Origin of the sequence: Streptomyces viridosporus (assembly GCF_002078235.1) — a bacterium.
Taxonomy (GTDB): Bacteria; Actinomycetota; Actinomycetes; order Streptomycetales; family Streptomycetaceae; genus Streptomyces; species Streptomyces viridosporus.
In genome coordinates, this window is sequence record NZ_MSGP01000166.1 from 1 (window position 1) to 16,379 (window position 16,379).

A 16,379-nucleotide genomic window follows, 5' to 3' on the forward strand; every position below is an offset into this window, starting at 1 on the left:
GTCCGGACCGGCCGGGGTCCGGGGCGTACGCCCCCACCGGCACCTGCGGAGGAAGCCGACCCGGAGATGTCCCTGATCTCGGGCCGGAACATGGCCCGACCGGGCCCGTCAGGTGCAGGATGGAAGGGACGAAGTGCCCACAGCGTGCGAACAACCGCCTGGAGGACCGGATGATTGCCGAGACCGTCTGCTCCGCCGTGTCCGCGGCCGGCCTGGGCATCGCGGTGGTCACGGCCTACCGCAAGCGCTTCCTCGCCGCGGTCCGTATCGCCGCCTACTCGCTGATCCCCGTCGGCCTGGTCATGACCGGTGTCGTCGAGTGGCTGGCCGGCACCGCGTTCAGCCCGACCGCCTGGGCGGGGTTCGGGGTGCTGGGCCTGTCCTGGGTGCTGTTCGTCGTCACCCGCTCCGTGGAGCGCCGTCGCGGCGGCACGCGCAAGGAGCGCAGGGCGGCCCGGGCGGAGGCGACCCGACCGGATGCGGTGGCTCCGGCGGCCTCCGCGCCTTCCCTGGGGCAGGGCTCCCGCCCCGCGACCCGGCCGGCGTCCACGCCCCGGGACGACGACGACTTCAGCGACATCGAGGCCATTCTCAAGAAGCACGGCATATGACGGTGCGCCGCACCGCAGGTGACGGGCGCGGACGGAGCGAAACGTCAGAGGAGATCCCGCGACGTCCGGAAATGATCACAACTCGAACCGTAGATCACGGAATCGGCGGGCTCGCGTTCACCGCCTGAGTGTTGATCGCGTCCGGCGCTCCCGATGCGTCATCATCGCGGCGAGATGCTGGACACGACACAGAGCGAGGCCGCGCCGCCGCAGGACGAGCCGCGCGGATGCCTCTTCGCCCTATCCCAGCCACCGCTGATGATCTTCCTTGCGGTGATCGGGTGTCTCCTGCTCACGGCCGCCCTGCACGACCTGCTGTGGCTGTGAGCCGTACCCGCGGTACCCGGCGTCACCCGTCGGGACCGCGTCGGCACGGCATCGAGAAACAGCGCGAGGTGGTTCCCCCGCCGGCCTCGGTGGCCCTCGTTCGCGGCCCCCGCCGGGCCGCCGCCCGGAGGGTCAGCCCGCCGCCTCCTTGCGCCGCGCCCGGTACGCGGCGACGTGCAGGCGGTTGCCGCAGGTGCGACTGTCGCAGTAGCGGCGCGAGCGGTTGCGGGAGAGGTCGACGAAGGCATGCCGGCAGTCCGGGGCCTCACAGCGCCGCAGGCGCTCCTGCTCGCCCGCGACCACGAAGAACGCCAGCGCCATCCCGCAGTCGGCGGCCAGATGGTCGGCGATGGAGGCGCCGGGCGCGAAGTAATGCACGTGCCAGTCGTAGCCGTCGTGGTCGGTGAGCCGGGGGGTGGTGCCCGCGGCCGCGATCAGCTCGTTGATCAGTCCGGCGGCGCTGCGGGCGTCGGGAGCGGCGAACACCGCCGCGAACCGTCCGCGGATCTTGCGCACCGCGGCCAGATCGAACTCCGTGAGGACGCCGACCTCGCTGACCTCGTGCTTCTGCACGAAAACCTCGAGAGCCGCGACGTCCGGCAGTCCGTCCGGCGCCGAGTCGTCCTCCGGCGCGGTGTTCACCAGATCCACCACGGTGTCCAGCGCGCACCGGGTGTCGTGGGTGATCAGCACGATTCGCTCCCTGGCCTGGGGGTCGGGCGGGCGCCCGTCGATGCTGGCCGATGGTAGTGGCTCCGGCGGGCACCGCACCGCCCCCGCTCCGCACATGGCTTCGAATGACGACACCGGAGCGCCTCCCGGTCTTCCCGCGACGGTCACCCGACGCAGGCGGCCGGTCGTGGAGGGTGCGCAGCGCACCGGCGCCGACGCCGCGGAGGTGCCCGCGGCGTCGGCGCCGGTGTATGCCGTATGCGGTTGTCCGTGATGCGGCTGTTCGGGCCCGAGCCGTCTCCCCGAGTCGACGGCGCCGGGCGGCTTGGTGGGGTCGCCTAGCTTTCCGCCAGGATGTGCGAGAGCTCCTGATCGAGGTCGAAGTGCCGGTGCTCCGTGCCGGGGGGCACGGCGGCGTCGGTGCGCTTCAGGAAGGACTCCAGAGCGCGTGCCGGGGCCTCGAGCAGGGCCTCTCCCTCCGGTGAGCTCAGGGCGATGCAGACGACACCCTGACCGTGACTGCGCGACGGCCAGACACGGACGTCGCCCGTGCCCGTGGGGCGGTGAAGCCCCTCGGCGAGGAGGTCGCGGGCGAACACCCACTCGACGGTCTCCTCGGCTCCGGTGTGGAAGGTGGCGTGCACGGCGTAGGGGTCGGCCGTGTCGTACCGCAGGCCTGCGGGGACAGGCAGGGAGGACTCGCTCGACACAACGAGGCGCAGGTGCAGCTCGCAGCTGACCGTGGTGTTCATAAGCGCCAGGGCCTTTCGCTCAGTGTGCGCTCGGGGATTCGCACGTCGGCGAAATCGACATGCCACCTACGGTGCCGTTGTAAACCCCTCTGCGTGGTTTGCGTGGGATTACGTAACTCTTCCGGCCGAGAGATCGTTCGCGGAGTGCGCCCATTCCGGTGATGTGATTCGCTCAGGTAGGGTTTGGCTGCATGAACACGGGGAGTAACAAGCCTGGCGAGGCTGTCATGGGGGCTCACGGGGCGACGTTGGACGAAAGCCAGGACGACCGGGACGAGGCGCGAGGACTCGGCTCGCGGGCACCGGAATTCATCAAAGCGCGCCGTGTCCTGCACCTGAGCTGGCAGGTCGGTGTCTTCGTCGTCGGCCTCGCGGTCGTGGCGGCCGGCGCCGCGATGCTGGTGCTGCCCGGGCCGGGCTGGGTGGTGATCTTCGGCGGCATGGCGATCTGGGCGACCGAGTTCGTCTGGGCCCAGCTGGTGCTGCGGTGGACCAAGCGCAAGGTCACCGAAGCGGCGCAGCGCGCCCTCGACCCCAGGGTGCGTCGCCGGAACCTCATCCTGACCTCGATCGGCGTGGTGATCGCGGCCGCGGTGGCCGGGGTGTACCTGTGGAAGTTCGGCCTCCAGATGCCCTGGAAGATCAAGGACCAGTGAGCTCCGGCGGGGTGCGGTGGTCCCGCTCCCGCTGGTCACGGGCACTGCCTGACATGGGGTAATGTTCTTCCTGCGCCCGGGCGATTAGCTCAGTGGGAGAGCGCTTCGTTCACACCGAAGAGGTCACTGGTTCGAACCCAGTATCGCCCACCGGACCACACGGCGGCCCGGCTCACACCTCGTGAGCCGGGCCGCCGTGGTGTGTGGTGCCCGTGTGTCGCCGTCCGTGCGCACGCGCACCGGTCCCGTCCGCGGCCGGTGCGGCGGCCGGGCCGTTCCGCTTCCACCCGCCTTCATCCAACCGTGACCTTCCGCGCCGTCCACTCCGGCCGTCCCGCCGGCGTTCGGTCGGTCGGCCGCGCGGCACCGACCTGCGCGTTTCCTCCGGTACGCGCGTGCGCGCCCGAGCGGGGCGCCGCCCTGGTGCGGTCCGGGCGGTCGGCAATTCCTGTCCGAATCATTGACGTGCCCGTAGGCCCTCCGTAACTTGTGCCAGCAAGCGCTTACTTGAAACGATTCATGAGGCGGACGCGACGTCGCGGGGAGGCTCGTATGCAGCAGGGCGGGAAGGCGGAGGGGCGGACCGGGAGGCGGACGATCCTCAAAGCGGCGGGGGCCTCGCTGGCCGTCGCGGGGCTGGGCGCGACGGCCACCGCGTGCGGCGGCGGCAGCGGCTCGGGAGACGGAACGGTGACGATCCGTTACTCCTGGTGGGGTGCCGAGGACCGGGCCGAGCGCATCAACAAGACCATCGATCTCTTCGAGAAGAAGCATCCGAAGATCAAGGTGAAGACCGACTTCCAGCCATACACCGACTTCTGGAAGAAGTTCAACACCCAGGCATCCGGGGGAAACCCACCGGACGTCTTCCAGAATGCCATCGGATTCCTCCGCAAATACGACGCGAAGAACGTACTGCTCGATCTCGGTGAGCAGGTGAAGGCCGGCAATCTCCGCATGGGCGGCTTCCGGGCGGGCCTGGAGAAGTTCGGTGAGGTCGACGGCAAGCTCCTCGGCGTGCCCGTCGGTTCCAACTCGATGGCCCTCGTCATCGACGAGCCCGTCTACACCCGGGCCGGCGTCAAGCCCGAACAGGGCTGGACGTGGGACGACTTCGACGAGGCGATGGCCAGGGTCCGGGACAGGACGGGCCGGGCGGGCGACAGCGGCATGTACGGCGTCATGTACCTCTACGACCTGTACCTGCGTCAGAACGGCAAGGCGTTCTTCACCGAGGACGGTCTCGGCTTCACCGAGGCGGACCTGACCCGGTGGTGGACCAGGGCGGAGAAGGGGGTGAAGTCCGGTCTCTTCGCGGACCCGAAGAAGGTCGCCCAGATCAAGCCCAAGTCGGCGCTCTCCGCGGAGCTCGCCGGCAGCGAGTTCACCTGGGACAACTTCACCGTCCGCTACACCTCCGAGGGCAAGAGCGAGTACGGTCTCGCGCCCCTCCCCACCACGGACGGCAAGAGGACCGGCCAGTACCTCGGCTCCCTGATGCTGAGCGCCTCGAAGCGCACCCGGCACCCCGAGGAGGTCGCCCGGTTCATCGACTTCATGGTCCACGACCCCGAGGTCGCCAGGATCATGGGCTACGACCGCGGGGTGCCCACGACCCAGGCCCAGTACGAGGCGTACACCCCGACCGACCCGGTCGACAAGGCGATCGCCGCCTACGAGGAGTCGCTCGTGACGGCGGGCGTCCTGGAGCCCATCACCCCGCACCCGAACGGCGCCGACATCTGTGAGGCCGCCTTCCTGCGCATCGCCGAGGAGATGGCCCTCGGCAAGCGCTCCGTGGACGACGCCGTCCGGCAGTTCTTCACCGAGTCGAAGACGGCTCTCGCCGGCTGATGGGAAGCGCCGTGACACACGCCCCTGCGACGGGGGGCCTGACGAAGGACTCCGAGCCGCGGCACGGTCCGGTGAAGTCCCCGCGCCCCGCCGCGCCCGAGCGGCGGGGACGCCGGGAGAACCTGGCCGGCTACCTCTTCATGTCCCCCTGGATCGCCGGTTTCCTGCTGCTGACCGCGGGACCGATGGTCGCCTCGCTCTACTTCGCGTTCACCGACTACAACCTGTTCGACGCCCCCCGCTGGATCGGCCTGGACAACTTCTCCGAGATGTTCGCCGACCCGCGCTGGCGCCACTCGGTGCGGATCACGCTCTGGTACGTCGTCGTCGGTACGCCGATCAAGCTGATCGCCGCCCTCGGTGTGGCCCTGCTGCTGGCCCAGAAGCGGCGCGGACAGGCCTTCTACCGGGCCGCGTTCTACGCGCCGTCGCTGATCGGGGCGAGCGTGTCCGTGGCCATCGTGTGGAAGGCGATCTTCTCGGACGACGCGATCGTCGACCGTACGCAGCAGCTCTTCGGCATCGGCGCCGGCGGCTGGACCGGAGACCCGGACCTGATCATCTACAGCCTGGTGGCGCTCACCGTCTGGCAGTTCGGCGCCCCGATGGTCATCTTCCTGGCCGGCCTCAAGCAGGTCCCGCGCGAGCTGTACGAGGCGGCCGACGTCGACGGGGCGGGCAGGGTACGGCAGTTCTGGAACATCACCCTGCCGATGATCTCCCCGGTGCTGTTCTTCAACGTCCTGCTGGAGACGATCCACTCGTTCCAGATCTTCAGCTCGGCGTACATCGTCGGCGGCGGCGCCGGAGGCAACGCCTGCGGTCCGGCGGACGGAACCATGGTCTACACCTGTTACCTCTACGTTCAGGGCTTCGAGAACAGCCGGATGGGCCTGGCCTCCGCCATGGCATGGATGCTGCTGGTCGCGGTCGCCCTGGTCACGGCGGTGCTGTTCTGGTCCCAGAAGCGCTGGGTGCACTACGAGGAGGACGGCCGATGAGCTCCCCCGATCTCGCGACTCCGCCCGGTCGGGAGGCGCCCCCGCCGGCCACCGGCGCCGCACCGGAACCGTCCACCGGGGCGGCCGCCCTCCGGCGCGGACTGCCGGGCTCGCTCGCCTGGCACCTCGGGGCGCTGGCCGTCCTCGCGGTGATCCTCTACCCGGTGATCTGGGTCGTCGGCGGCTCCTTCAAGCGGAGCGAGGACATCGTCGGCAGCCTGGACCTCTTCCCGGGCGATCCGGTCGTCACCAACTACACGAGCCTCGCCGACGGCATCGCGGACATCCCCGTCTCCACCTTCTTCACCAACTCGCTCTTCCTGGCGATCGGTTCGGTGATCGGGATCCTGGTGTCCTGCTCGCTCACCGCGTACGCCTTCGCGAAGATCAGGTTCGCGGGCCGCAACCTGCTGTTCACGCTGATGATCGGCACGCTGCTGTTGCCGTACCACGTGCTGTTGATCCCGCAGTACGTGCTCTTCCGCAACATGGACATGATCAACACGTACACCCCGCTCCTGCTGGGGAAGTACCTGGCCACGGAGGCGTTCTTCGTCTTCCTGATGGTGCAGTTCATGCGCAACCTGCCCAGGGAACTCGACGAGGCCGCCCGCCTCGACGGCTGCGGGCACGTCCGCATCTACTGGTCGATCGTCCTCCCGCTGTGCCGTCCGGCGCTGATCACCAGTGCCATCTTCACGTTCATCAACGCCTGGAACGACTTCATGGGCCCGCTGATCTACCTCAACGAGCCCGACAAGTACACGGTCTCCCTCGGGCTGAAGATGTTCGTCGACCAGGAAGGGCTGGCGAACTACGGCGGCATGATCGCCATGTCGCTCGTGGCCCTGCTGCCGGTCCTCGCGTTCTTCCTCGCCTTCCAGCGCTACCTGATCGACGGCATGGCCACGTCCGGACTGAAGGGCTGAGGTGAGCCGACGATGCCCCCGGCACGCACCGGATCGAGGGCCTGGGAGAGGTTCGCCCTCTTCGCCGAGTCCCTGCTGACCGGCGTATGGGTCACGGCGGCCTCCCTGCCGCTGGTCACCTGCCCCGCCGCGCTCGCGGCCGGCGCACGGCACCTCGGGCGGCACCTCGCCCACGAGCAGGGCGGATGGCGGGAGTTCGTGGCCGACTTCCGGTCGGCGGCGCGCGGCGGCTGGGTCGTCGGGCTCGCCGGCTGGACGACCGCCGCCGCCGTGTGGTTCGACGTGCAGGTCGTGCGGGCCGGCCTGCCGGGCGGGCCGTTCGTGGGCGCCGTCGGTGTGTCCGCCCTCATCGCGGCGGTGGTCGCGCTGCTGCGCGCGGCGGCGCTCTGGCGGCCCGGAGCCTCCTGGCGGTCGCTGCTCGCGCAGGCCGGCCGCCGTACCGTCCTCGACCCCGCGGGGTCCTTCCTGATCGTCGGCGGGCTGGCCGTGGTGGTCTGCTCCGCCTGGTTCAGCGCACCGCTGGCGGTTCCCGTCCTGGGGGCCGTCGTCGCGGCGGCCGTCGCCGTGGAGGAGCGCCACCGGCACCGCTGACCGGCGGTGCCCGAGCACGTCGAGGCCGGCGCCCCGGCGCCGCGCCCCTGCCTGTCATGCCCTTGACATCCCCTTGCATTCCGCACGGAAAGGAAAGGCCATGTCCCCCCTTCCCCGCAGATCCCTGCTCAAGGCGGCCGCCGCCGGAGCCGCCGCCCAGTCCCTCTGGACGCCGGGAGCGCAGAACGCCGCCGCCGCGCCCCGGGCCGAAGCCGCCGACGCGGACCCGGTGACCCTGGACTGGCTGGAGGACGGCGGCCTGGGCGCGGCGCCCGGCTCCACCGTCGGCGTGCCCTGGCCCAAGGGCGCGTACCGGGCGGACCAGACCTTCGCGCTGACCGACGCCGACGGAAAGCCCGTCCCCGTCCAGTCCTGGCCGATCGCCCACTGGCCGGACGGATCCCTCAAGTGGACCGCGCACGCGGTGAGTTCGGGCTCCGGGAAACTGACCCTGACCGCGGGGACGCCCGCCGCGCCCGAGAAGCGGGTCACCGTCGGCCGGCGCGGCGGCACCATCGACATATCGACCGGAGTCATCACCGCGAGGATCGCCACGTCCGGCACCACCCTCGTCACGTCGGTCACCCGCGGCTCGACGGAGATCGCCCGCGACGGCCGGCTCGTCCTGCTGCGCCAGCCCGAGTACGAGGACGGCGACCGGACCACGGTCAGGACCGAGCGGTTCGACGGGACCGTCTCGAAGGTCACCGTCGAGCAGGAGGGCCCGGTCCGCGCGGTCGTCCGCATCGACGGCAGGCACCGCAAGGGCGGCCACGGCCTGCTCCCCTTCTCCCTCCGCCTCTACTTCTACGCGGGCGCCGACTCCTTCCGCATGGTGCACACCATCACCTACGACGGGAAGCAGGAACCCGGGAAGGCGAGCGGCGACTTCGTCCGCGGCCTCGGCGTCCGCTTCACCGTGCCGATGCGCGACGCGTCCTACGACCGGCACATCCGCATCGGCGGCGAGGGCACCGGGATGCTGCGCGAGGCGGTCAAGGGCATCACCGGACTGCGCCGCGACCCGGGAGCCGCCGTGCAGGAGGCCCAGTTCGAGGGGAGGAAGCTGCCCGACCCCGCCACCTGGGACCAGCGGGTCACCACCCGCCTGCCGTACATCCCCGAGTGGGGCGACTACACCCTCTCCCAGCTCTCCGCCGACGGCTTCACGCTGCGCAAGCGCACCAGGAAGGGCTACGGCTGGATCGGTGCCGGCGGCGGCCGGCGCGCCTCCGGCTTCGGCTACGTCGGCGGGGTCGGCGGCGGCCTCTCCTTCGGCCTGCGCGACTTCTGGGAGAAGTTCCCCGCCCAACTCGACGTCCGCGACGCCCACACCGACGCCGCCGAGGTCACCCTCTGGCTCTGGTCGCCCGAGGCCCAGCCCATGGACCTGCGCTTCTACCACGACGGCCTGGGCCAGGACACCTTCCCCGAACAGCTCGAGGGCCTCAACATCACCTACGAGGACTACGAGCCCGGGTTCGGCACCCCCTACGGCATCGCACGGACCTCCGAACTCCTCTTCTGGGCCAACGCGTCCACCCCGAGCGCGGAGAAGCTCGCCGAACAGGTCGAGGCCGTCCGCGTCCTCCCGCAGCTCGCCGCCCCGCCGCAACAGCTCATCGGGGCGGGCGTCTTCGGCAAGGGCCTGTTCTCCGAGCCGGACCGCTCCACCCCGGCCAGGGCGAGGATCGAGGACCACCTCGACTTCCTCTTCACCTACTACAAGGACCAGGTGGAACAACGCCGCTGGTACGGCTTCTGGGACTACGGCGACATCATGCACACCTACGACACCGTCCGGCACCAGTGGCGCTACGACGTCGGCGGCTACGCCTGGGACAACTCCGAGCTCTCACCGGACCTCTGGCTCTGGTACGCGTACCTCAGGAGCGGACGCGCCGACATCTTCCGGTTCGCCGAGGCGATGACCCGCCACACCGGCGAGGTCGACGTCTACCACCTGGGCAAGTGGGCCGGCCTCGGCACCCGGCACGGCGTCCAGCACTTCGCCGACAGCGCCAAGCAGCAGCGCATCGCCAACACCACCTACCGGCGCCACTACTACTTCCTCACCGCCGACGAACGCGTCGGCGACCTCATGCACGCGAACGTCGACTCCGACGAGACCTTCCTCGCCCTGGACCCCCTGCGCAAGATCCGCACCGAGCCCTACACACCCGACCGCAACGCCCTGTCCATCGGCTTCGGCACCGACTGGAGCGGCCTGGTCTCGGCCTGGCTCACCGAGTGGGAGCGCAGGGGGCCCAAGTGGGAGAAGGCACGGGCCCGCGTGCTGTCCACCATGGAGACCATCGCCGCCCAGCCCAACGGCTTCGTCCAGGGCAGCGGCCTGTACGACCTGGACACCGGGAGGTTCGCCGTCGCCGACACCCCGAAGGTCGAGGTCTCCCACCTGTCGGCCGTCTTCGGCCTGAACGAGCTGTGCGCGGAACTCATCGACCTGGTCGACATGCCGGAGTTCGAGGAGGCGTACTACGACTACTGCCGCTACTTCAACGCGAGCAAGGCCGAACAGGCGGCACGCTACGGCTCGGACTTCGGGAACCTGATCCTCTTCCAGGGACACTCCCGCCTCGACGCCTACGCCGCCGTCCGGACCGGCGACGACGAGCTCGCCGAACGGGCCTGGCGGAAGTTCTACGACTCCGACGGCTACAAGGAGTCGGCGCCCTGGAGGACGGAGGCGGTGAGCGGCCCGACGGCGCTGGTGGCGGGCCGTGAGGCCCCCTGGGTCTCCACCAACGACACCGCGCTCTACGGTCTGGCCGCCATCGAGAACCTGGCGCTGCTGGGGGACCGGATGCCGTGACGGCACGTTCCGGGCGCGGGCGGGCACACTCCGTCCATGGACTGGAACCACTACCGATTCCGCAGTCTGTGGACCCTGCCCGCGCCCGCACCGGTGGTCTACCGGACCCTGGAACGGATCGAGGACTACCCCCTGTGGTGGCCCCAGGTGCGGGAGATCAACCGGCTCGACGACACCAGCGGGATCGTCCGGATCCGCTCCCTGCTGCCCTTCGACCTGAGGGCGACCCTGCGCGAGGGGCGGCGCGACGAGGAGACCGGGATCCTGGAGGCGGGCCTGTCCGGGGACATCGACGGCTGGGCCCGCTGGACCGTCACCCGGCTGGGGCCCGGCCGCAGCCTCACCCACTACGAACAGGAGGTGGACGTCCGCAAACCGCTGCTGCGGCGGCTCGCCGTGCCCGGACGGCCCGTCTTCCGCGTCAACCACGCGCTGATGATGCGGGCCGGGCGGCGCGGGCTGGCCGCCCACCTGCGAGCGGTTTGATGGAAGCCCGCCCGGACCTGTATTGTTCAGTGCGTTCCCGGGCGATTAGCTCAGTGGGAGAGCGCTTCGTTCACACCGAAGAGGTCACTGGTTCGAACCCAGTATCGCCCACCATGTCGATGGCGGCTCGTACCTGCGAAAACGCAGGCCGAGCCGCCATCGTCCATTCTGCGCGGCTTCGCCGCCACACCCCTTTCCCCTGCGCGCCGTCGGCGCCGGCTCGACGGCTCACGCCGCCGCCGGCAGATCCGGACGCAGCGGCCAGGCCGGGTCGACCGCCTCCTCCGTGCCGCTGCTCGCGAACCACGCCTGCAGCCCCCTGGCCTGCGCCGCGTGCCACACCGCCTGCAGGGTGTGCAGCTCACCGGGGGACAGCCGCTCCAGCCGCGAGGCGAAGCGCCGCCCGACCGCCCGGGTGACCTCCAGCGCGGCCACCGCGTCCGCCGCCGCGTCGTGCGCCCCCTCCAGGGGGACGCCGTAGTGCGCGCACAGGTCGGTCAGGGTGCGGCGGCCCTTGCGGTAGCGGTCCAGGTGCTTGTCGAGCACCCGCGGATCCAGCACCAGCAGCGGCACCCGTTCGAACCAGCGGCTCAGCGACGAGGCGCGGTGGCGGCGCAACTCCCGGTCCAGCAGGGTGAGGTCGAACGGCGCGTTCATCACCACCAGCGGACGGCCCACCCGGGCCTGCTCCGCCAGCGCCTGGGCCACCTCGTACATCACCGGCGCCGGCCAGCGGCCGTTGCGCTGCAGGTGCTCCTGGGTCAGCCCGTGCACCTCGGTCGCCGCGGCGGGCACCGGCACCCCCGGGTTCACCAGCCAGTTGGTCACCCGGGGCCGGGTCCCCGGAGCGTCCTGGACGACGAGAGCGGCCGACACGATCCGGTCGGCCTCGACGTCCACACCCGTCGTCTCCGTGTCGAAAGCGGCCAGCGGCCCCTCGTACCAGCTCGTCATACTCAACAACCCCTCGTCCACCTCCGGCAGTTGACGCCCCGTCCACTGCCCGATCCGGTGATACCCGGGCTGTTTGCGCCGTACGCCGGAAGGAGACAACAGGAGTACGGGTCTTCGCAGTTCACAGACCCGCAACGAGGCTCGACTGTTCTGGAAGGCTGTTGGTCATGGCCATCGCGCAGCCCGAACGGGGCGGGCTGCTGCCCGAGCGCACACCACCCACTCGCGGCACTCTCGCCACCACCGCCTGCATGGAGACCCTGCAGGTCGGCTACCTGCACGCCGTCGCGGCCGCCGCGGGCTGCTCGCTGTCCCAGCCCTTTCCGGACAACGGCATCGACTGGCACGTCAGTCACAGCGCCCCCGGGCACACGGTCGACGACGAGGTCACCATCAAGGTGCAGCTCAAGGCGACCTACCAGGTCGCACCCGGCCCGCCCGGCCGCGCCTTCTCCTTCACGCTCGACAACGCGCACCTGGCGAAGCTCGCCCGCACCCCGGTCTCGGTGCACAAGATCCTCGTCGTCATGCTCGTCCCGCGCGCGCAGGACGACTGGCTGCGGGCCGGTCACGACCGGCTCGACCTGCGGCACTGCTGCTACTGGGCCAACCTCGCCGGACACCCGGTCACCGGCCGGCACCGCACCACCGTGCGGATCCCCACCTCACACATCTTCGACGACCGGGCGCTGTGCGAGATCATGACGCGGGTCGGGACGGGAGGAAAACCGTGACGCACCGCCCGACCGGAGAACCCCCGCGGCCCGTCCGCCCGCACCCCGCCGACGCCGGCCGGCCTCCCGGGCCCGCCGAGACCGACCCGGCCGTGCTCGCCGCCCTCCTGCAGCGGCACGGCTGGCAGCGGCGCGGCGGCCCCGCCGGACGCTACGGCCGCTGGACCCCGCCGGGACCGGGCGGCGGCACGAGCCTGCTGGTGCCGGAGAGCCGCGCCTTCCCCGACAGCGAGGACCTGCTCGCCGAGGCCCTGCAGGCGCTGTCCCGCAGCACCGCGCCCTGCGCCCGCGAGGTCCTGCTCGCCCTCGCCGTGCCCAGCGACGAGATCCGCTGGTGGCGCGACGTACCGGCCGGCCCCGGCGACGCCACGGCCTGGACCTCGGGGGAGCAGCTGCGCTCCGCCGCCCGCCGGACGCTGCTCGCCGCCGCGCTCGCCACCCGCGCGCGGGCCGGTTTCCACGGCGCCCGGCACCGGCGCCCGGCCACCGCGGTACTGGACACCGTGCTGGTCGGGCCGGTGCAGGACGGGCGCCGGCTGACCGCGTTCGCCCCCGTCACCACCGGCCGCCCCCTCGCCGTGAGCCTCCACCAGGCCCTGTGCGCGACCCGCGAGGCCGTCGACTACCGCCGGGCCGCCGGCGGCATGGACGCCTTCGACACCGCCGTCGAGGCGGGCGTCAGCCAGGAGCTCACCGAGGCCCTGGTCGACCTGGTCCGGGGCACGGAGGGCGCCCGGATCTCCGTGGCGTGGGCCCCGGCGGCCGGTGTCCCCGAGGGGTGCGCGGCCCGTGCCGAACCCGTCGAGTTCTCCCCCGGGGACCTGCCCGTCCTGCGCGAGGCCGGCGTCCGCTACCGGCGCGCGGAGCCCGCCGTGCCGGTGCGGATCACCGGCACGGTGGTGCGGATGCGCAGGTCCGGGCCGCGCGGCGAGGGCACCGTACGCCTGCGGGTACTCGCCGGGGCCGAGGTCGGTCACGTCCGGATCACGCTCGGTGAGGAGGACTACCGCATCGCCGGACACGCCCACCTGGTCGGGCTGCCGGTGCGGGTGCGCGGGCGCCTGGAGAGCCGGGGCGGCTTCCGCCGGGTGACCGGGGCCGGCGAGGTCGCGCCGGTGCAGGTCGACGAGGCCGAGCGGGACCGGCTGATGAAGGCGATCCAGGAGAACGCCGAGACCGCGGCCTTCTTCGGCGAGGCCTGTGGACCCGGCGACGAGGTCTGCGGACCGGACGGCGAGGTCTGCGGACCGGACTGCGGGGAATGATTTCGCGCCGGGTGGGCCGGGGTCGGTACGATCGGGACCTGTGCGTGCGCTCCGGTATGGCGCCGCAGCCCCACCTTCAGTCAGGAGAGACCGGTGTCAGACGTCCGTGTGATCATCCAACGCGATTCCGAGCGGGAAGAACGCGTGGTGACGACGGGCACCACGGCCGCCGAGCTCTTCGCCGGCGAGCGCTCGGTCATCGCCGCGCGCGTGGCCGGCGAGCTCAGGGACCTCTCCTACGAGCTCCAGGACGGTGAGACCGTCGAGGGCGTGGAGATCTCCTCCGAGGACGGCCTGAACATCCTGCGCCACTCCACCGCGCACGTCATGGCCCAGGCCGTGCAGGAGCTGTTCCCCGAGGCCAAGCTGGGCATCGGCCCGCCGGTGAAGGACGGCTTCTACTACGACTTCGACGTGGACAAGCCCTTCCACCCCGATGACCTCAAGGCCATCGAGAAGAAGATGCAGGAGATCCAGAAGCGCGGCCAGCGCTTCTCCCGCCGCGTCGTCACCGACGACGAGGCCCGCGAGGAGCTCGCCGACGAGCCGTACAAGCTGGAGCTGATCGGCCTGAAGGGCGCGGCGTCGCACGACGACGGCGCGGACGTCGAGGTCGGCGCCGGCGAGCTGACGATCTACGACAACCTGGACGCCAAGACCGGCGAGCTGTGCTGGAAGGACCTCTGCCGCGGTCCCCACCTGCCCACCACCCGCAACATCCCGGCGTTCAAGCTGATGCGCAACGCGGGCGCCTACTGGCGCGGCAGCGAGAAGAACCCGATGCTCCAGCGCATCTACGGCACCGCCTGGCCCTCCAAGGAGGAGCTGAAGGCGCACCTGGAGTTCCTCGCCGAGGCCGAGAAGCGCGACCACCGCAAGCTCGGCCACGAGCTGGACCTGTTCTCCATCCCGGAGCAGATCGGCTCCGGCCTCGCCGTCTTCCACCCCAAGGGCGGCATCGTCCGCCGGGTCATGGAGGACTACTCGCGGCGCCGCCACGAGGAGGAGGGCTACGAGTTCGTCTACACCCCGCACGCGACGAAGGGGAAGCTCTTCGAGACCTCGGGCCACCTGGACTGGTACGCCGACGGCATGTACCCGCCCATGCAGCTCGACGAGGGCGTGGACTACTACCTCAAGCCCATGAACTGCCCGATGCACAACCTGATCTTCGACGCGCGCGGCCGCTCCTACCGCGAACTGCCGCTGCGCCTGTTCGAGTTCGGGACCGTGTACCGGTACGAGAAGTCGGGCGTCGTGCACGGCCTGACCCGCGCCCGCGGCTTCACCCAGGACGACGCGCACATCTACTGCACCCGCGAGCAGATGTCCGAGGAGCTCGACAAGACCCTCACCTTCGTCCTGAACCTGCTGCGCGACTACGGCCTGACCGACTTCTACCTGGAACTGTCCACCAAGGACCCGGAGAAGTTCGTCGGCACCGACGAGGCCTGGGAGGAGGCCACCGAGACGCTGCGCCAGGTCGCCGAGAAGCAGGGCCTGCCGCTGGTCCCGGACCCGGGCGGCGCCGCCTTCTACGGGCCGAAGATCTCCGTGCAGGCCAAGGACGCCATCGGCCGCACCTGGCAGATGTCGACGATCCAGCTCGACTTCAACCTGCCGGAGCGCTTCGACCTGGAGTACACCGCCGCGGACGGCTCCAAGACCCGCCCGGTCATGATCCACCGCGCGCTGTTCGGCTCCATCGAGCGGTTCTTCGCCGTACTGCTCGAGCACTACGCGGGCGCCTTCCCGGCCTGGCTCGCCCCGGTGCAGGCGGTCGGCATCCCGATCGGCGACGCGCACGTCGAGCACCTGGAGAAGTTCGCGGAGGCGGCCCGCAAGCAGGGGCTGCGGGTCGAGGTCGACTCCTCCTCGGACCGGATGCAGAAGAAGATCAGGAACGCCCAGAAGCAGAAGGTGCCGTTCATGGTCATCGCGGGCGACGAGGACATGACGAACGGTGCGGTCTCCTTCCGCTACCGCGACGGCTCGCAGGAGAACGGCATCCCCGTCGACGAGGCCATCGCGAAGATCGTGAAGGTCGTCGAGGAGCGGGCGCAGGTCTGACCGCACGGATGAGGTCCGGGCCCCCGGGAGCGACCCCGGGGGCCTTTGCCCCACCACCTGGACGACGCCATATGCTGCACGCATGACGAGTGAGCCGGAACAGCAGCGGGGAGTGGGCACGCAGGACGCGTTCCAGCGTCTGTGGACGCCCCATCGGATGGCCTACATCCAGGGCGAGAACAAGCCGACCGGCCCCGGGGCCGACGACGGCTGTCCCTTCTGCGCGATCCCGGCCAAGTCCGACGAGGACGGATTGGTCGTCCGGCGCGGCGAGCACGTGTACGCGGTACTCAACCTCTACCCGTACACCGGCGGCCACCTGATGACGGTGCCCTACCGCCACGTCGCCGACTACACGGACCTCACGGTGGAGGAGACGGCCGAGCTGGCCGAGTTCACCAAGCAGGCGATGACCGCCCTGCGCACCGCCTCCGGCGCGCACGGGTTCAACATCGGCATGAACCAGGGCACGGTCGCGGGCGCCGGCATCGCCGCCCACCTGCACCAGCACGTCGTCCCGCGCTGGGGCGGCGACACGAACTTCATGCCGGTGGTCGGCCACACGAAGGTGCTGCCGCAGCTGCTGGCCGACACCCGCAAGATGCTGGCGGAGGCCTGGCCCTCCTGAACGGGGCGGGGTGCCC

Annotated in this window: 16 protein-coding genes and 2 tRNA genes; 15 read left to right on the forward strand and 3 right to left on the reverse strand. The window is 70.9% G+C overall.

Features of this window, described 5'->3' with window-relative positions:
- The first annotated feature begins 170 nt into the window (after positions 1-170).
- Complete coding sequence (locus B7L92_RS12850) at positions 171-611, forward strand: hypothetical protein (protein WP_081237549.1); 441 nt, start codon at positions 171-173, stop codon at positions 609-611.
- 174 nt (positions 612-785) lie between these two features.
- Positions 786-938 carry a hypothetical protein gene (locus tag B7L92_RS41070; RefSeq protein ID WP_167353808.1) on the forward strand — a complete coding sequence of 51 codons (153 nt, stop codon included), beginning with the start codon at positions 786-788 and terminating at the stop codon, positions 936-938.
- Between the two features lie 132 nt (positions 939-1,070).
- Here B7L92_RS41070 and B7L92_RS12855 read toward each other — a convergent pair whose 3' ends face one another.
- Positions 1,071-1,631 (reverse strand): CGNR zinc finger domain-containing protein, encoded by a 561-nt coding sequence (locus B7L92_RS12855; protein WP_081237550.1) that lies wholly within the window; start codon positions 1,629-1,631, stop codon positions 1,071-1,073.
- A gap of 317 nt (positions 1,632-1,948) precedes the next feature.
- Entirely contained in the window at positions 1,949-2,362 is a 414-nt protein-coding gene (locus tag B7L92_RS12860; RefSeq protein WP_004002642.1) for an SsgA family sporulation/cell division regulator, read from the reverse strand.
- Between the two features lie 191 nt (positions 2,363-2,553).
- On the opposite strand from B7L92_RS12860, the gene B7L92_RS12865 reads away from it, so the two are divergent.
- The 9 genes from B7L92_RS12865 to B7L92_RS12905 all read left to right on the forward strand — a co-directional run bounded on the left by B7L92_RS12865 (position 2,554) and on the right by B7L92_RS12905 (position 10,826).
- Positions 2,554-3,018, forward strand: a complete 465-nt coding sequence (locus tag B7L92_RS12865) for a TIGR02611 family protein (protein WP_081237551.1) — start codon at positions 2,554-2,556, stop codon at positions 3,016-3,018.
- Between the two features lie 78 nt (positions 3,019-3,096).
- Positions 3,097-3,168, forward strand: a tRNA-Val gene (locus B7L92_RS12870).
- A 402-nt stretch (positions 3,169-3,570) separates the two neighbouring features.
- Positions 3,571-4,872 (forward strand): ABC transporter substrate-binding protein, encoded by a 1,302-nt coding sequence (locus B7L92_RS12875; RefSeq protein WP_081237552.1) that lies wholly within the window; start codon positions 3,571-3,573, stop codon positions 4,870-4,872.
- Complete coding sequence (locus tag B7L92_RS12880; RefSeq protein ID WP_081237553.1) at positions 4,872-5,873, forward strand: carbohydrate ABC transporter permease; 1,002 nt, start codon at positions 4,872-4,874, stop codon at positions 5,871-5,873. The genes B7L92_RS12875 and B7L92_RS12880 overlap by 1 nt, the downstream gene beginning before the upstream one ends.
- The gene (locus B7L92_RS12885) at positions 5,870-6,802 is read left to right on the forward strand and encodes a carbohydrate ABC transporter permease (protein ID WP_081237554.1); all 933 of its coding nucleotides are present in this window, start codon (positions 5,870-5,872) and stop codon (positions 6,800-6,802) included. The genes B7L92_RS12880 and B7L92_RS12885 overlap by 4 nt, the downstream gene beginning before the upstream one ends.
- Before the next feature lie 12 nt (positions 6,803-6,814).
- The gene (locus tag B7L92_RS12890) at positions 6,815-7,393 is read left to right on the forward strand and encodes a hypothetical protein (protein ID WP_081237555.1); all 579 of its coding nucleotides are present in this window, start codon (positions 6,815-6,817) and stop codon (positions 7,391-7,393) included.
- A gap of 100 nt (positions 7,394-7,493) precedes the next feature.
- Positions 7,494-10,226 (forward strand): exo-rhamnogalacturonan lyase family protein, encoded by a 2,733-nt coding sequence (locus tag B7L92_RS12895; protein WP_081237556.1) that lies wholly within the window; start codon positions 7,494-7,496, stop codon positions 10,224-10,226.
- 36 nt (positions 10,227-10,262) lie between these two features.
- Complete coding sequence (locus B7L92_RS12900; RefSeq protein ID WP_081237557.1) at positions 10,263-10,712, forward strand: SRPBCC family protein; 450 nt, start codon at positions 10,263-10,265, stop codon at positions 10,710-10,712.
- 39 nt (positions 10,713-10,751) lie between these two features.
- A tRNA-Val gene (locus B7L92_RS12905) sits at positions 10,752-10,826 on the forward strand.
- A 114-nt stretch (positions 10,827-10,940) separates the two neighbouring features.
- On the opposite strand, the gene B7L92_RS12910 is transcribed toward B7L92_RS12905, so the two are convergent.
- Positions 10,941-11,666: a 3'-5' exonuclease gene (locus B7L92_RS12910; RefSeq protein ID WP_081237558.1), complete on the reverse strand. Its 726-nt coding sequence runs from the start codon at positions 11,664-11,666 to the stop codon at positions 10,941-10,943.
- 167 nt (positions 11,667-11,833) lie between these two features.
- Here B7L92_RS12910 and B7L92_RS12915 point away from each other — a divergent pair, with 167 nt between their 5' ends.
- The 4 genes from B7L92_RS12915 (at position 11,834) to B7L92_RS12930 (ending at position 16,363) form a co-directional block, all read left to right on the forward strand.
- Positions 11,834-12,400, forward strand: coding sequence for a DUF4365 domain-containing protein (locus B7L92_RS12915; RefSeq protein ID WP_081237559.1), 567 nt, complete (start codon positions 11,834-11,836; stop codon positions 12,398-12,400).
- Positions 12,397-13,665: a hypothetical protein gene (locus tag B7L92_RS12920; protein ID WP_081237560.1), complete on the forward strand. Its 1,269-nt coding sequence runs from the start codon at positions 12,397-12,399 to the stop codon at positions 13,663-13,665. The genes B7L92_RS12915 and B7L92_RS12920 overlap by 4 nt, the downstream gene beginning before the upstream one ends.
- A 93-nt stretch (positions 13,666-13,758) precedes the next feature.
- On the forward strand, positions 13,759-15,735 hold the full coding sequence (gene thrS / locus B7L92_RS12925; protein ID WP_081237561.1) for a threonine--tRNA ligase: 1,977 nt from the start codon (positions 13,759-13,761) through the stop codon (positions 15,733-15,735).
- Between the two features lie 82 nt (positions 15,736-15,817).
- A complete protein-coding gene (locus tag B7L92_RS12930; RefSeq protein ID WP_081237562.1) occupies positions 15,818-16,363 on the forward strand; it encodes an HIT family protein in 546 nt (181 codons plus the stop codon).
- The last annotated feature ends 16 nt before the right edge of the window (positions 16,364-16,379 follow it).

Coding starts and splice junctions, on each gene's coding strand:
- B7L92_RS12850 (WP_081237549.1), top strand. CDS start 171: ATGATTGCCGAGACCGTCTGCTCCGCCGTGTCCGCGGCCGGCCTGGGC.
- B7L92_RS41070 (WP_167353808.1), top strand. CDS start 786: ATGCTGGACACGACACAGAGCGAGGCCGCGCCGCCGCAGGACGAGCCG.
- B7L92_RS12860 (WP_004002642.1), bottom strand. CDS start 2,362: ATGAACACCACGGTCAGCTGCGAGCTGCACCTGCGCCTCGTTGTGTCG.
- B7L92_RS12865 (WP_081237551.1), top strand. CDS start 2,554: ATGAACACGGGGAGTAACAAGCCTGGCGAGGCTGTCATGGGGGCTCAC.
- B7L92_RS12875 (WP_081237552.1), top strand. CDS start 3,571: ATGCAGCAGGGCGGGAAGGCGGAGGGGCGGACCGGGAGGCGGACGATC.
- B7L92_RS12880 (WP_081237553.1), top strand. CDS start 4,872: ATGGGAAGCGCCGTGACACACGCCCCTGCGACGGGGGGCCTGACGAAG.
- B7L92_RS12885 (WP_081237554.1), top strand. CDS start 5,870: ATGAGCTCCCCCGATCTCGCGACTCCGCCCGGTCGGGAGGCGCCCCCG.
- B7L92_RS12890 (WP_081237555.1), top strand. CDS start 6,815: ATGCCCCCGGCACGCACCGGATCGAGGGCCTGGGAGAGGTTCGCCCTC.
- B7L92_RS12895 (WP_081237556.1), top strand. CDS start 7,494: ATGTCCCCCCTTCCCCGCAGATCCCTGCTCAAGGCGGCCGCCGCCGGA.
- B7L92_RS12900 (WP_081237557.1), top strand. CDS start 10,263: ATGGACTGGAACCACTACCGATTCCGCAGTCTGTGGACCCTGCCCGCG.
- B7L92_RS12910 (WP_081237558.1), bottom strand. CDS start 11,666: ATGACGAGCTGGTACGAGGGGCCGCTGGCCGCTTTCGACACGGAGACG.
- B7L92_RS12915 (WP_081237559.1), top strand. CDS start 11,834: ATGGCCATCGCGCAGCCCGAACGGGGCGGGCTGCTGCCCGAGCGCACA.
- B7L92_RS12930 (WP_081237562.1), top strand. CDS start 15,818: ATGACGAGTGAGCCGGAACAGCAGCGGGGAGTGGGCACGCAGGACGCG.